At 58.4% G+C, this 13548-nt stretch carries 13 protein-coding genes; 7 read left to right on the plus strand and 6 right to left on the minus strand.

The window, feature by feature from the left end; all coding sequences use genetic code 11:
- Window positions 1-45: 45 nt before the first annotated feature.
- Window positions 46-630: a DUF3592 domain-containing protein gene (locus MMG91_RS19675; RefSeq protein ID WP_310660445.1), complete on the minus strand. Its 585-nt coding sequence runs from the start codon at window positions 628-630 to the stop codon at window positions 46-48.
- Window positions 631-778: 148 nt separating this feature from the next.
- On the opposite strand from MMG91_RS19675, the gene MMG91_RS19680 reads away from it, so the two are divergent.
- The 3 genes from MMG91_RS19680 (at window position 779) to MMG91_RS19690 (ending at window position 3929) form a co-directional block, all read left to right on the plus strand.
- The gene (locus MMG91_RS19680) at window positions 779-1801 is read left to right on the plus strand and encodes a sel1 repeat family protein (protein WP_310660446.1); all 1023 of its coding nucleotides are present in this window, start codon (window positions 779-781) and stop codon (window positions 1799-1801) included.
- Between the two features lie 78 nt (window positions 1802-1879).
- On the plus strand, window positions 1880-2902 hold the full coding sequence (locus MMG91_RS19685; protein ID WP_310660447.1) for a sel1 repeat family protein: 1023 nt from the start codon (window positions 1880-1882) through the stop codon (window positions 2900-2902).
- A gap of 28 nt (window positions 2903-2930) precedes the next feature.
- Complete coding sequence (locus tag MMG91_RS19690) at window positions 2931-3929, plus strand: hypothetical protein (protein ID WP_310660448.1); 999 nt, start codon at window positions 2931-2933, stop codon at window positions 3927-3929.
- A 105-nt stretch (window positions 3930-4034) separates the two neighbouring features.
- Here the strand turns inward: MMG91_RS19690 and MMG91_RS19695 are convergent, their stop codons facing one another.
- The 4 genes from MMG91_RS19695 to MMG91_RS19710 form a co-directional block, all read right to left on the minus strand.
- Window positions 4035-4901, minus strand: a complete 867-nt coding sequence (locus tag MMG91_RS19695) for an HlyD family secretion protein (RefSeq protein ID WP_310660449.1) — start codon at window positions 4899-4901, stop codon at window positions 4035-4037.
- An 11-nt stretch (window positions 4902-4912) separates the two neighbouring features.
- Entirely contained in the window at window positions 4913-5113 is a 201-nt protein-coding gene (locus MMG91_RS19700) for a DUF1656 domain-containing protein (protein ID WP_007896379.1), read from the minus strand.
- The gene (locus tag MMG91_RS19705; protein ID WP_310660450.1) at window positions 5103-7307 is read right to left on the minus strand and encodes an FUSC family protein; all 2205 of its coding nucleotides are present in this window, start codon (window positions 7305-7307) and stop codon (window positions 5103-5105) included. The genes MMG91_RS19700 and MMG91_RS19705 overlap by 11 nt, the downstream gene beginning before the upstream one ends.
- A 77-nt stretch (window positions 7308-7384) precedes the next feature.
- Window positions 7385-8884 carry an efflux transporter outer membrane subunit gene (locus MMG91_RS19710; protein WP_310660451.1) on the minus strand — a complete coding sequence of 500 codons (1500 nt, stop codon included), beginning with the start codon at window positions 8882-8884 and terminating at the stop codon, window positions 7385-7387.
- Between the two features lie 268 nt (window positions 8885-9152).
- Between MMG91_RS19710 and MMG91_RS19715 the strand changes: the two genes are divergently transcribed.
- From MMG91_RS19715 to MMG91_RS19730, 4 genes are all read left to right on the plus strand, one after another.
- Window positions 9153-10121 (plus strand): LysR family transcriptional regulator, encoded by a 969-nt coding sequence (locus MMG91_RS19715; protein ID WP_052966666.1) that lies wholly within the window; start codon window positions 9153-9155, stop codon window positions 10119-10121.
- A gap of 333 nt (window positions 10122-10454) precedes the next feature.
- Window positions 10455-10703, plus strand: coding sequence for a DUF6124 family protein (locus tag MMG91_RS19720; protein ID WP_310660452.1), 249 nt, complete (start codon window positions 10455-10457; stop codon window positions 10701-10703).
- A gap of 149 nt (window positions 10704-10852) precedes the next feature.
- Window positions 10853-11827 (plus strand): D-glycerate dehydrogenase, encoded by a 975-nt coding sequence (locus tag MMG91_RS19725; protein ID WP_310660453.1) that lies wholly within the window; start codon window positions 10853-10855, stop codon window positions 11825-11827.
- 200 nt (window positions 11828-12027) lie between these two features.
- Window positions 12028-12537, plus strand: coding sequence for a DUF2165 family protein (locus MMG91_RS19730; protein ID WP_310660454.1), 510 nt, complete (start codon window positions 12028-12030; stop codon window positions 12535-12537).
- A gap of 27 nt (window positions 12538-12564) precedes the next feature.
- On the opposite strand, the gene MMG91_RS19735 is transcribed toward MMG91_RS19730, so the two are convergent.
- Window positions 12565-13467, minus strand: a complete 903-nt coding sequence (locus MMG91_RS19735; protein ID WP_310660455.1) for a DMT family transporter — start codon at window positions 13465-13467, stop codon at window positions 12565-12567.
- Window positions 13468-13548: the final 81 nt, after the last annotated feature.

Genomic DNA, 13548 nt, shown 5'->3' on the forward strand with positions numbered 1-13548 from the left:
CGATCATCATCAGACTGAGCAGCGTCATGGCGCCCATGGCGAGGCTCAGGCCCAGAGTGAAAAAGTGCCGGGTATCACTTCACGAGGATCGGCCGGGTTGTGGAATACGATCACCTTGTCCCCAGCCTCAACGCCGGAAAACTCGTCTCCGAACTCATGAATGACCGGTGTGCCGTCGGCCGTGAGAAAGGCAACTTTTCTGACGGATGTATAGCTGTGGCCGCTCTGCACGCCGATCATTCGAGAGCTTGATGAGCTCACGACTTCAGCATGTGCCTTGACTCCCCTGATTCTGAGATCAAAGAAATCGAAACCCTGGTAAACGGCACTGCCCATGCTCAGCAGCATCCGATCGAAGAACAAGCCTGCGATGTACTTCATGCACGCGCTCCTTGCGGGTTTTGAAGGGGCGGCAATATAACGACTCGACATCGCAACAACAACAACAACAACAACAACAACAACAACAACAACCACAACAACAACAACAACAACAACCACAACAACAACAACAACAACAACCACAACAACAACAACAACAACAACAACAACAACAACAACAACTCGAGCACACCGCCGGTGCCGCATCCATACAGGTTTGTATGTCCGGGTGCTTTCAGTAGAATGCACGCACTTGAGACAAGTCGACGCGTTTACGCCGACTCAAGCAGCATGGAATCGCTGGCATTAAAATTGAAGCACGGATTGCTTTGCCTTCCCGCTCTTCCCCTGCCCGTTCCATGCGACCTTTATTCAATCGCAGATCAGGGAATATCCATTGAACGTTTTCAACGTGCTGCCACTGGCTTTTGTTGCCTTGTTGGCCGGCTGCAGCGCTGGCTCCGAACAGACCACCAGCAAAGAGTCCTCCCTCAACGACACGCTGCCCAAGCTGACCTTGCAAAGTGTGCTGCCGTCACCGTCCAGCAATGAACAGTGCAATGCGCAAATGGACAGCGACATTCTGTTCGGCCTCGGTTTTCAACTGTACGGCGATCAGGAATGGGACACCGCCAAAAGCTGCCTGGAACTGGCCGCGCCAAAACACCCTCGCGCCTTCTGCTATCTGTCGATGATCGCCGGCCAGGACGAAAGCAAAACCCCGGATCAACGCAACAGCGACGCCTTTAATTACATGGCCTATTCGGCGATGCAGAATGACTGGTGCGCAGAATACGGTCTGTATCAGGCCTACCAATACGGCGGCAGCGGAGCCAAGCAAGATCCTGCGATGGCCAGCCGTTGGCTTGAGCGTTCTTCGGTGCATGGTTACCCCGAGGCTCAGAAGAAACTGATCGAACAGTACGAAGAGCAAGGCAACCTGGTCGCCGCCTACGCCTGGACAAAGATCATGGCCAAGGACGATGACTCGACTGCTGCCGATGCCCTAAAAACGAAGATGACCGCCGCGCAAATCATCGACGGTGAAAAGCGTTGTACCGAACTCGCTGGCCAGGTCACCAGCAAAAAAGCCATGTACGCCGAAGCGCGGGAAGAAGACGTCGGCCGTTACTCCGCCGAAATCTATCAAGACTATCCGGACACCTTCAAAGGCCTGTCGTCTGCCGAGCGCTACGACTACGTGAAGCAGTCGATGTACAACGCCATTGACCTGCCGTTCACCAAGAGCCGTGGTCACGTGCTGAGCTATATCGTGATCAATCGCGCCGCTCAGCTGAAAAAACCTGACGCGAATATCGCGAATGACCAGAGGATCGTCGCCCTCATGGAAGATGACGAGTTGTCGGTCGCTGAAACGATCGAGCATGGCTTGCTGGTGGTCAACAAGTTCTACAGGTAAACCGATACAGCGGTGGCGAGGGAGCTTGCTCCCTCGTTCCATGCTCGCTGTTACCTCATTGCGATCTGGAAATTTTCATTGAAATTGCTAAACGTACTGCCATGGATCATGGCCTGCCTGTTGGTGGGCTGCGGGGCTTCACCGGATGAGACGCTAAATCACGGACTGCCGCCGTTGACCATTGAACAGGCCCTGCCTGAAGCAGTCGCCAACCGGTACTGCAATCAGGAAATGGACAGGGAGTTGTTGTACGGCATCGGCACCTTGCTGGATGACATAGGGGAACAGCTGGAAGCAAAAAATTGCATGATCATGGCCGCCCCGGACTATCCGATAAATTTCTGCTACCTGGCCGTTAACGTCAGCCAGCGACAAAGCCCCGAAAACAACCGGGAAGCCTTCAACTACTTGGCTTACGCCGCGTCGAAAAATGAACGCTGCGCAGAATGGGCGCTGTACCACATCTATGACGTCGGCTCGTTCGACAAGCCTGCCAACAAGGCTCTGTCCTGGTATTGGCTGGAACGTGCGGCGCTGGATGCCGACCAGGACTCCCAGACAGCCATGGTCGAGCTCAATCGTGCGCAGAACAATCTGCCTGTCGCTTATGCCTGGGCCAGAGTCCAGGGAGATGCCGAAGAGCTCGGCGCATTGAAAGCCACGATGGCTGCGGCGCAAATCAACGCAGGCGATCAGCACTACAACGAACTGCTCGGCAAAGTGACCCCGATAGACGTGGTAATTGCCCAAGGTCGACAGGAAAACATCGCCAAGTTTTCAGCCGATCTTCACATGCATCATCCCGAGGCCTTCGAAGGCCTTTCCGTTGCTGAGCGGCATGCCTTCATGTCGAAGGTCGTGGACATTTTGCATCAGGCCGACGACTTCTCCGAACACCGCCAACTGTACTCCTATGTACTGATTTCCCGACGTGCCGGCCTCACCGATGCGCCCGTGGATCTATGGCAGAACCCGACGCTGCGCACCTTGCTGAACAATAGAAGAATGAGCGTGGAGGACACCGTGGCCGAGGCGCTGGTCATCCTCAGCAAGAGCCAACAACAGCCTTTGGCCCACGACGTGCCTGCGCCACAGACGTAATGCCTCAATCGCGATCAAGGAATATCCATTGAAATGCAAAAACCTGCTGCCGCTGGCATTGGCCACCGCGCTTGTCGGCTGCGGCACGCCATCGCCAGACGAGGCGCTGAACGCCACCCTGCCCAAGCTCAGCCTCAAGGAGCTGTTACCGCAAGCCGTCGCCAACGAGTATTGCAACCTCTACATGGACAGCGATCTGCTCTACGGCATCGGCTACCAGTTGTACAACGACGAAAAGCCCGAGCAAGCCCGCAGTTGCCTGATCATGGCCGCGCCCACCCACGACCGGGCCTTGTGTTATCTGGCAAGCATCGCGGAACAGGACACGAGCAAGGACAGCGCCCAGCGCGACCGAGAAGCCTTCAGCTATATGGCGTATTCCGCGGTCAGAAATGACTCGTGCGCCGAGTTCGGCATGTTCCAGAACTTTGCCTATGGCATGCGCGGACAGACGCCGGACACCGACCTCGGTTTACGTTGGCTGGAACGCTCGGCACGCCATGGCGATCCGGACGCCCAGCAAACCCTGATTCGTATGCATACCAACAAAGACAATCTGCCCGTGGCTTACAGTTGGGCCAGAGTCCTCGACGACACGGCACAGATCGACTCGCTGAAACAACGAATGAACCCGCAGCAACTCAGCGAAGGAGAAAAAGGTTACGAGCAACTGAGCAAGAACGTGATCAGCAAGGACGAGGTGCGCAAGGAAGCGCGAGAGGAAAACACCTCGGTGTACTCGGCGAACATCCATATGCAGTTCCCCGACACCTTCACGGGATTGTCGCCGAAAGATCGCCATGCCTTTATGGAGAACGCACTGGCCACGGTGAGTGCTCGTCCCGAGTTCAGCACCCGTAATCAGCTTTACGCGTATGTGATCATTTCACGACAGGCTCAGTTGCACAGCACCAATGCCGACGTCCTACAGAATCCGCAGGTTATGGCGCTGCTCAGTGACAAAGAACTGGACGTGTCTGAGGCAGTGAACAAGGCCGAAGTCATTCTCAGCCAGGCGCAACTGTAAGACGCTTTACCAACGAAGAGGCCCGGGGTTCTGCCCAGGCCTCTTCTCAGCAAACACAAAACCTGCGGGAGCGGGCTTGCCTGCGACGGCAGCGACTCGGTCTACCTAGTTTTCCACAACGTCCTGCTTCACCACCACCGTGCACGTAATCCCCGCCGCCAACAGCACCCCCTCCGGCACTTCATCAATGTGAATCCTGACTGGCACCCGCTGCGCCAGACGCACCCAGTTGAACGTCGGGTTCACGTCTGCAATCAACTCGCGACTTTGCGGGTTATCGCGGTCGTAGATGCCCCGAGAAATACTTTCCACATGCCCCTTGAGCACTTCACCGCTCATCAGTTGCATATCGGCTTTATCGCCCACGCGCACATGCGGCAACTTGGTTTCTTCGAAGAAGCCATAAACCCAGAACGAGTTCATGTCGACCACGGCCATTTTCGCTTCGCCGATGCGTGCGTAGTCACCACGATGGACGTTGAGGTTGGTGACGTAGCCGTCCACCGCAGCACGGACCTCAGTGCGCTTGAGGTTCAGTTCGGCGGCTTCCAGTTGCGCCTGGGCGTGCTGGTAATCGGCCAGGGCGGAGTCGGCGATGTTGGTGGCGTCGTCGCGGTTTTCCCTGGAGATCACCAGGTTGTCGAGGTCGGCGCGGCGATGGGCGTTGACCTTGCGCATCTCCCACGTGGCTTTGCGCGAAGCCACCAGCGACTGCGCCTGTTTTACCGCGATGCGGTAATGCTCGGGGTCGATGCGCATCAACAAATCGCCCTTTTTCACCAACTGGTTGTCGCGCACCGGCACGTCCACCACTTCACCGGTAACGTCGGCGGCAACGTTGATGATATCGGCGCGCACCCGGCCGTCGCGGGTCCAGGGTGTGTTCATGTAGTGCACCCACAGGGTCCGGCCGATCCACAGGGCAAGGGCCAACACCAGCAGGGTCGCGAGCAGGCTGAAAAGCTTTTTCATCGGAGGTGTTCTCAACGGTAAACAGTCAGCGCCAGGGCGCCGAACAGACAGGTAAACAGACTCAGGCGCAGCAGCGCCGGGTGCCAGAAGAAACGGTACAGATCGAACCCGGACAGGAATCGATCCAGCGCCCAGGCCAGCGCCGCCGCAATGAAAAACATCAGGGTCATGGTCGGCATGTACACGCCGTGGAAGGCGATTTCACGAGGCATGTTCAAGTCCTTGGGGCTTGGTGATGGCACTCGCTTTTATGTAGCCGGCGAGTGGCGATTGCGGGTCGAGCAGCGAGGTGCGGATGAAGTGCAAATAGCTCTTCACCCGGCGCAAGGCGGAGGTATCGAAGTGCGGCGCGAAGGGTTCATCGGTGGCCTGCACGCGGCCGATCGCATGGTCGACCGCGACCAGAGCACGCTCCAGATTGCTCTGGCTCGGTTGCAGGAACAGTCGCACCAGCGAACGCCCCATCACCCGAATTGACTGGCGCCACGGCTGGGATTCGGCGTAAGCCGGGTGCACCGGCAGAATCGCCTGTTCCTTGCGCAACTCGATGATCGCGTGGCCGACTTCCAGCACCACGAACATCCAGCGCAGCAAGTCCCTTTGCACCTGCGGCTGTCCCGCGGCCAGACCATAGGCCTGATGCAAAAGATCGCGAGTACGGCTTTCGAAACTCGACGCCAGGCCCTTGAGTTTGCCGCTGATGGCGTATACCACTTGCCCGCGCAAATCCTGCTCCAGCCGCTGCCATAACCAGCGACTGTTGGGCGGCAGAATGATCGCCCCGGCTGCCGCGCACACCAGCATGCCCATGATCATGGCGATGTAGTCGTTGATGAAGGCGTAAGGGTTGTAAACCGTGAGGTTGTCCGGCACCGAACCGGTGCTGAAGAAGATCAGCAATCCCAGGCCAACCCCGGCGTATTGCGGCCGTGAAGTCAGGAACGCCCCGAACACGATTACCGGCGCGAGCATCACGCAGAGCAACGGAAACCCGTCGATCCAGGGGAAGATGAAAAACATCTCGACGAAGCCGATCAGCGCCCCGAGCAATGTTCCGCAGGCCATCTGAAACGCCATGCGCTTGGGGTTCGGTGTCGCTGCTGAAAGACCGACGGTGGCAGCAGCGATCAGGGTCATGGTCGCCCCGCTCGGCCACGCGGTGGCCACCCAATAACTGCCGAGCAGCACAAGGATGAATGCTGCGCGAATGCCCGATGCCGCCGAGGCCAGCCAGTTGGTTTGCGGGGTGAAGGGCTCGTCCCAACGTTCACGTTCGTGGCTGTGATCGGCCAGGGACGCGTGGGTCTGTGCATAACTGTGCAGGTCGTCGACGAAGCGATAAAGCAGCTCGTAGGCAGTGTGAAAATCCAGCTGCTCGGCATCGCTCGGATCACTTTCCTGAAAGGTCGCCCGCAGGCTGCGGACCCGCGCCGGCAAGTTCTCCTTATAGGTCGCCAACGCGGTGGCCAGGCGTGCAGCGTCGGGGCTGGTCAAGGCGCGACCGCTGAAGCCGTCGAGCACCTCAGCCAGATCCTGTAACCCCGGCTTGATCGCCGCGACAACATGATCGGCGCCGCTGATGCGCAGGCGTTCGAGCAACTGATGCAGCACATTGAAGCGCGTGGTAATGCCCATGAACTCGCTGTTCAAGCGACTGAGCCGCCCGTTGCGCCGACGCATGTGCGGGTCTTCGAACACCGTGACGCTACGCAGCCCTTCCAGGCCCACCGCCTCGGCGATGAAGCGCACGTTGTTCGCTTCAAACGCCTCGCGCTGGCTGCGTCCGCGCAAGCCATCGGTGACGAACAAAGCAAACACACCGAAGCGCTGATACAAGGCATTGCGCATCGCGGCGCTGGCGGTTTGCGGCAGGATCGCAGCGCTCACCAGCGTCGAGCAGAGAATCCCCAGGGAGATTTCCAATACGCGCCAGACTGCCGCCATGAACGCGCCATCGGGATGAGCCAATGCAGGCAGTCCGACCATCGCCGCCGTATAACCGGCGAGCACAAATCCGTAGGCGCGGAAGTTGCGATAACGTGCCGCGCCGGCCGAGCAGAGGCCAACCCAGATCGCCAGCGAACCGAGGAACAGTTCGGTGTTCTGCGCAAACAAGGCAATCAGCGCGACCATCACCGCCGACCCGGCCAACGTGCCAAGGAAGCGATAGAAACTCTTGGCGAACACCTGGCCGCTTTGCGGTTGCATAACGATGAACACGGTGATCATCGCGGTGCGCGGTTGCGGCAACTCAAGGCGCATGGCCAGCCACAGGGTCAGGAACGCCGCGAACAACACCTTGAAAATGTACACCCAGGTCACGCCGTCGCTGCGTGCCCAGTCGAAGAAACCCCGGCGCCATTCAAGGGAATACAGCCAGCGCAAAGGTGCGGGCAAGGGAGTCATGGAATTTTGCTCAATGAAATTCAGTCAGGTCGCGGAACCTGTGGGAGCGGGCCTGCTCGCTCCCACAGGTTTTGTGTTCAACGCAAAAGAACCGGGGTTTTCGGGGGCTGGGTTTTCTCGGCATTCGGGACGTCGTCGCCAGCGCCGAGGCCTCCGCCCAAAGCAGTCACCAATTCCGCATGAGCGCTCAGGCGCGCGGCCTGAACCTGCTGCTGCACCTGTTGCTGCTTGAACAGCAACGTCTGCGCATTGAGCACGTTGAGGTAATCGGTGAGCCCACGCTGATACGCGATCATCGCGATGTCGTAGGTCTTCTGCGCCGTGGCCACCGACTCGGCGGCGAAGGCTTGTTGCTTGTCCATCGACTCGCGGCGAATCAACTGGTCGGAGATGTTCTTCAGCGCATTGACCAGCGTCTGGTTGTACCTGGCCACGGCGATGTCATAACCGGCCGAGGCTTCGCCCAACTCCGAGCGCAAGCGGCCGCCATCGAAGATCGGCAACGAAATCGCCGGGCCGACGCTGTAGTTGAGCTTCTTGCCGGTCAAAAACTCCAGCGCCCCGCCGCCGGTGGCCATGTAGCCGAGGCTGCCGACCAGATCGACGTTGGGGTAGAAGCCGGCGTGGGCAACATCGATACCGCGCGCATGCGCCGCCACTTGCCAGCGACTGGCGACCACGTCCGGGCGTTGACCGAGCAGTTGCGCCGGCAACGAGGATGGCAGTTTCAATGCCGCGCCCAACGACAGCGTCGGCCGTTGCAACTGCGCGCCCTCCCCCGGTCCCTTTCCGGCCAACGCGGCGAGTTGGTTGCGGCTTAGAGCAATTTCCTCGTCCAGCGCATCGATTTGCCGATGGGTTTCCGGCAATGGTGCTTCGGCCTGGCTGACTTCGAAATGGGTGCCGATGCCGCCGTCCAGACGTTTCTGTGCCAGGTCGAGAATTTGCTGTTGCTGCTTCAAGGTCGCCGCGACGATGTCCCGTTGCGCGTAATGTAACGAGAGCTCGATGTAGGCGCGCACGATGTTGTTCTGCAATTCGAGTTGAGCCTGCCGCCCCTCGGCGGCGCTCATGTGGGCCATGTCCACCGCGCGTTCGGTGGCGTTGCTTTCGCGGCCCCAAAGGTCGAGGGCATAGCTGAAGCCCAGCGCGGCGTTGTTGTCCCAAGTGGTGGTGTTGGCCAACTCGCCGGGGCCGTAGAACTGATCGGTGGGCCAGTTGTGGCGCTTGAGGGTAGATTGGCCATTGATCTGCAACGACTCGGCGGACTCGGCAATGCCGGCCATGGACCGGGCCTGACGCACTCGCGCGGCAGCCATGGCCATGCTCGGGCTGCCTTGCAGGGCGAGGTCGATCCAGCGGTTCAGTTGCGGGTCGCCGTAGGCTTGCCACCATTGGGCGGTGGGCCAGTGAGCATCCTGCGCGGCGTTCTGAATGGCTTCATCGGTGGCCAGTGAATCAGCCTCCAGTGCCTTGCCCTGCGGGGCAATACCTGCGGTTCCGATGCAACCGCTGACTGCCAGGGTTAAAGCCAAAACACTGAGCGTCTTGAGCGCTCTGTTGATGCGACGCGGCACTGCTGCGATTTCCTGAGATGAGGGAGATCCCCTGTAGGAGCTGCCGCAGGCTGCGATCTTTTGATCTTCGCCTTTAAAAGCAACATCAAAAGATCGCAGCCTGCGGCAGCTCCTGCATAGGTGGGCGCAATTCTAGGGGTGGGCTCTGTTGGCGATAAGCCGGGATTCTTGTGAATCTTTGTTACCGTTAACGCGATAATCCCTTGGTCGGGGGTCTCAGACCCTGAAACTTCGTGTCACAATTTGCCATTCGTCAAGAGAGCACCCCATGGACACTTTGCAAAACATGCGCGCCTTCAGTTACGTGGCCGAGGCCGGCAGCTTCACCGCCGCCGCCGTGCAACTCGACACCACCACGGCCAACGTCTCGCGCGCGGTCTCCAACCTGGAAGCCCACCTGCAAACCCGCCTGCTCAACCGCACCACCCGCCGCATCGCCCTGACCGAGGCCGGCAAGCGCTATCTATTGCGTTGCGAGCAGATCCTGGCCTACGTCGAAGAAGCCGAAGCCGAGGCCAGCGACGCCCACGCGCGCCCGGCCGGGCAACTCAAGGTTCACACCATGACCGGCATCGGTCAGCACTTCGTGATCGACGCCATCGCCCGCTACCGCAAAACCCACCCAGACGTGACCTTCGACCTGACCATGGCCAACCGCGTGCCGGATCTGCTGGACGAGGGCTACGACGTGTCCATCGTGCTCGCCAGCGAACTGCCGGACTCGGGCTTCGTCTCCCAGCGTTTGGGCATCACCTACAGCATCGTTTGCGCATCGCCCGCCTATGTAAAAGCCAACGGCTGTGCGCACAAGCCTAGCGATTTGCTCAACCACGCTTGCCTGCGCCTGGTGAGCCCGGTCATCCCGCTGGAAAAATGGACCTTCGACGGCCCTGACGGCCAGGAAATGGTCACCATTAATAGCTCGCCGTTTTTGGTGAACTCCGCTGATGCAATGAAGACTGCGATCACCAGCGGCATGGGGGTTGGCGTTTTGCCGGTGTACGCGGCAATTGAAGGGCTGCGTAACGGCACGCTGGTGCGGGTGATGCCGAACTACCGCTCGCAGGAATTGAATCTGTATGCGATTTATCCGTCGCGGCAGTATCTGGATGCAAAGATCAAGACGTGGGTCGAGTACTTGCGCGGGTCGTTGCCGGAGATATTGGCGGCGCATCAGGCGGAATTGGCGGCGTATGAATTGAGTGGGAGTTTGGGTGGGGTTCGGGTGGCGAATTGAGCTACAGACGGTCCTACAAATCGCCGATATTCAGGGACGTTTCCGACGCGTTTTGACGGTTGGTGTGTGGGACGGGAGATGGGTAGGCTTTGGGGGTCGCTGACGCATCAGCGATCAGGTCTGGAAAACCTGACATCCTTTACACACACCTCATGGCATACTGCGGCGCTTTTTTGTGCACGTAATCCTTGTTATGGCGGCTGTGCGCGGGAGACCTTCGGGTCTGCCGGTTTGGATGGTGTCCGGTTTTTCCAGTCCGCGCGCAGTTGCCACCTTTTCGTCTGGAAAACGGAAGGTGGCGACCCTAATACACCGTCCATAGGGATAGCCCTCATGTTTAAGCCAACACCGAATCCGCCCCACACTCCCAGCCATCTGTTCATCGTCGCCCCCAACGCCAATACTGAAAACCTGTTGGCCTACGCCTGCGAATCCCTCGCCTCGGCCAGCGTCATGGCCAGTGACTTCGCCGGTTTTCTCGAAGGCACTCATCGCAACACCATGCTGGGCATCCAGCAGGTCATCATGCTGGGTGAACTGGCGGTGAATCGAGTACTGGACAACATCGACCCACAAGACTGACCCGTACCTGTAGGAGCTGCCGAAGACTGCGATCTTTTGATCTTGAAAATCCAGATCAAAAGATCGCAGCCTTCGGCAGCTCCTACGCACAACAGCGAAAAAGAATGTTAGCGTGCTTGGCATTCTCCAAGCCCGACGAGCCGCCTCCAATGAAAAAAACCGTCCTCGCCTTCAGCCGCATCACCCCACCGATGATCGAACGCCTGCAACAGGATTTCGACGTGATCGTGCCGAACCCGAAAAACGGCGACATCAACGCCCAGTTCAATGAAGCCCTGCCCCACGCCCACGGCCTGATCGGCGTCGGTCGCAAACTCGGTCGTGCGCAACTGGAAAACGCCAGCAAACTGGAAGTGGTCTCTAGCGTCTCCGTCGGCTACGACAACTACGACCTCGCCTACTTCAACGAACGCGGGATCATGCTCACCAACACCCCCGACGTCCTCACCGAGAGCACCGCCGACCTGGCCTTTGCCTTGCTCATGAGCAGCGCCCGCCGTGTTGCCGAGTTGGACGCCTGGACCAAGGCCGGCCAATGGCAAGCCACCGTCGGCGCGCCGTTGTTCGGTAGCGATGTGCATGGCAAAACCTTAGGGATTGTCGGCATGGGCAACATCGGCGCGGCCATCGCCCGTCGCGGTCGGCTGGGCTTCAACATGCCGATTATCTACAGTGGCAACAGCCGCAAGACCGAACTGGAACAGGCGCTCGGTGCGCAGTTCCGCAGCCTCGACCAGTTGCTGGCCGAAGCCGATTTCGTCTGCCTGGTGGTGCCGCTCAGCGAAAAAACCAGACACCTGATCAGCCACCGTGAACTGGCACTGATGAAACCGAGCGCCATTCTGGTGAACATCGCCCGCGGCCCTGTAGTGGACGAACCGGCGCTGATCGAAGCGCTGCAAAACAACCGGATTCGCGGCGCCGGGCTGGACGTCTATGAGAAAGAACCGTTGGCCGAGTCGCCATTGTTCCAACTGAAAAACGCCGTGACCTTGCCGCACATCGGCTCGGCTACTCACGAAACCCGTGAAGCCATGGCCAACCGTGCCTTGGCCAACTTGCGCAGTGCCTTGTTGGGTGTGCGGCCGCAAGATCTGGTGAACCCGCAAGTGTGGAAAGGCTGACTAAATAAGGGCAGGCGGCTCAAACGCCTGCCCGCGATGTTTCCCGATGCCCCAACCAAACTAAAAACAATAAATCGCGTACAAACATCACACTAAACACACACTTTGAAATTCAGTCATTCGCCAAAAAAACAGTCAGCACTATAGACTCTCCTTACTGACCCGACCGTGACGGGAACCCACCAAGGAGTATAACTATCTTGCACAATCTAAACACCGACCAAATTATCAGAATCAGCAAAACAGCCCTTATGTTTTTTGTGAGTCTATTTGGTTTACTCATGATGTATAGCAACTTCACCGACTATGCTACCAACTACGAATACGTCGGGCACGTTCTGAGCATGGACACCACGCGAGAGAACCTGAAATACAGTAATCGGGCCGTCACCTCCCCCATGCTCCACCATCGAATTTACTGGATCATTATCACACTCGAAGTCATTTACACCGTCTTTTGCCTAATGGGAACTTATCAGTTACTGAGAAACATCAAGAAGGATGCCGACACCTTTCATGAGGCAAAAAAATTCGCACTCCTCGGATTACTGATCGCCATTTTCATTTATTACGTATGCCTGCAAGTTATCGGCGTTGAATGGTTCAACATGGACCTCTCAGAAACATGGAACTATAAGGACTGGGCGCGACATATCGTTGATTTCATACTTCCGCTACTTATTTATATCGCAATCCGGATCGAGCGCTGAACGTGATGCGAAGCGATCTTCAGCACGTCAGGCCAACTTACCGTTACCTTGCATCACCGGGGCCTTGGGTTTACGAAACACCAGCACATTCCCCAGCATCACCAACACCAGCCCCACCAGTGCCGGCGCCGTCCATTGATAGCCTTCGACAAACGCCGACACATTCAGCGCCACCACCGGGAACAACACGGTGCAATACGCCGCCCGCTCCGGCCCCATGCGTCCGACCAAGGTCAGGTAGGCGGTGAAGCCGATCACCGAGCCCGGAATCACCAGGTACAGCAACGATCCGATGTAGCGGGCATTCCATTCCATGTCGAACGGGATGCCTTTAACCAGACACCACACCGTCAACATCGCCGCGCCGTAAGCCATGCCCCAGGCATTGGTGGTCAGGGGTTTCAGGCCGGCCTTCTGTTGCAGACTCGACAGCATGTTGCCGGCCGAGAAACATAAGGTGCCGAGCAACGCCAGACCCAACCCGAGCAAGGTTTCCGGGCTGGCGGTATGACCGGCCAGCTCCGGCCAGAACAGCAGGCCAAGCCCGAGCAAGCCCGACGCGCCGCCCATCAGCACATTACGGGCAATTTTCTGGCCGAAAAACACCCGCGCATTGAAGGCGTTCCACAGGGTGGCGGTGGAAAACACCACGGCGACCAGACCGCTGGGGATCCATTGGCTGGCGGTGAGGAAACACATGAAATTGATGCAGAACAGACACAAGCCCTGCGCCAGGCAAATCAGATGCCCGCGACGGTTCATCACTTGCAGGCGCCGGCTGAGCAGCAACATCACGAACAGCACCAGCGCGGCCAGACCGAAGCGATAGACGATCGATACCGGAATGGCCACCACGCCCAATTGCCATTTCAAGGCGATCCAGGTGGTGCCCCAGATCAGCACGGTCAGTAGATACAACGAAAGGTTCATGGTGAAGACTCCTGAATAGGCCTTCAGTGTCCGGCGCGAACCCCCTTTGCACTTGCATAAACTTGCGCTTTTGTCGGCTGG

Origin of the sequence: Pseudomonas sp. JL3 (assembly GCF_031570575.1) — a bacterium.
In the GTDB taxonomy this organism is placed as follows: Bacteria; Pseudomonadota; Gammaproteobacteria; order Pseudomonadales; family Pseudomonadaceae; genus Aquipseudomonas; species Aquipseudomonas cucumis.

What these genes read in the sequence shown, in the direction of transcription:
- MMG91_RS19700 (WP_007896379.1), bottom strand. Translation starts at nt 5,113, where the DNA reads ATGCCTCGTGAAATCGCCTTCCACGGCGTGTACATGCCGACCATGACC.
- MMG91_RS19720 (WP_310660452.1), top strand. Translation starts at nt 10,455, where the DNA reads ATGTTTAAGCCAACACCGAATCCGCCCCACACTCCCAGCCATCTGTTC.
- MMG91_RS19705 (WP_310660450.1), bottom strand. Translation starts at nt 7,307, where the DNA reads ATGACTCCCTTGCCCGCACCTTTGCGCTGGCTGTATTCCCTTGAATGG.
- MMG91_RS19695 (WP_310660449.1), bottom strand. Translation starts at nt 4,901, where the DNA reads ATGAAAAAGCTTTTCAGCCTGCTCGCGACCCTGCTGGTGTTGGCCCTT.
- MMG91_RS19715 (WP_052966666.1), top strand. Translation starts at nt 9,153, where the DNA reads ATGGACACTTTGCAAAACATGCGCGCCTTCAGTTACGTGGCCGAGGCC.
- MMG91_RS19725 (WP_310660453.1), top strand. Translation starts at nt 10,853, where the DNA reads ATGAAAAAAACCGTCCTCGCCTTCAGCCGCATCACCCCACCGATGATC.
- MMG91_RS19735 (WP_310660455.1), bottom strand. Translation starts at nt 13,467, where the DNA reads ATGAACCTTTCGTTGTATCTACTGACCGTGCTGATCTGGGGCACCACC.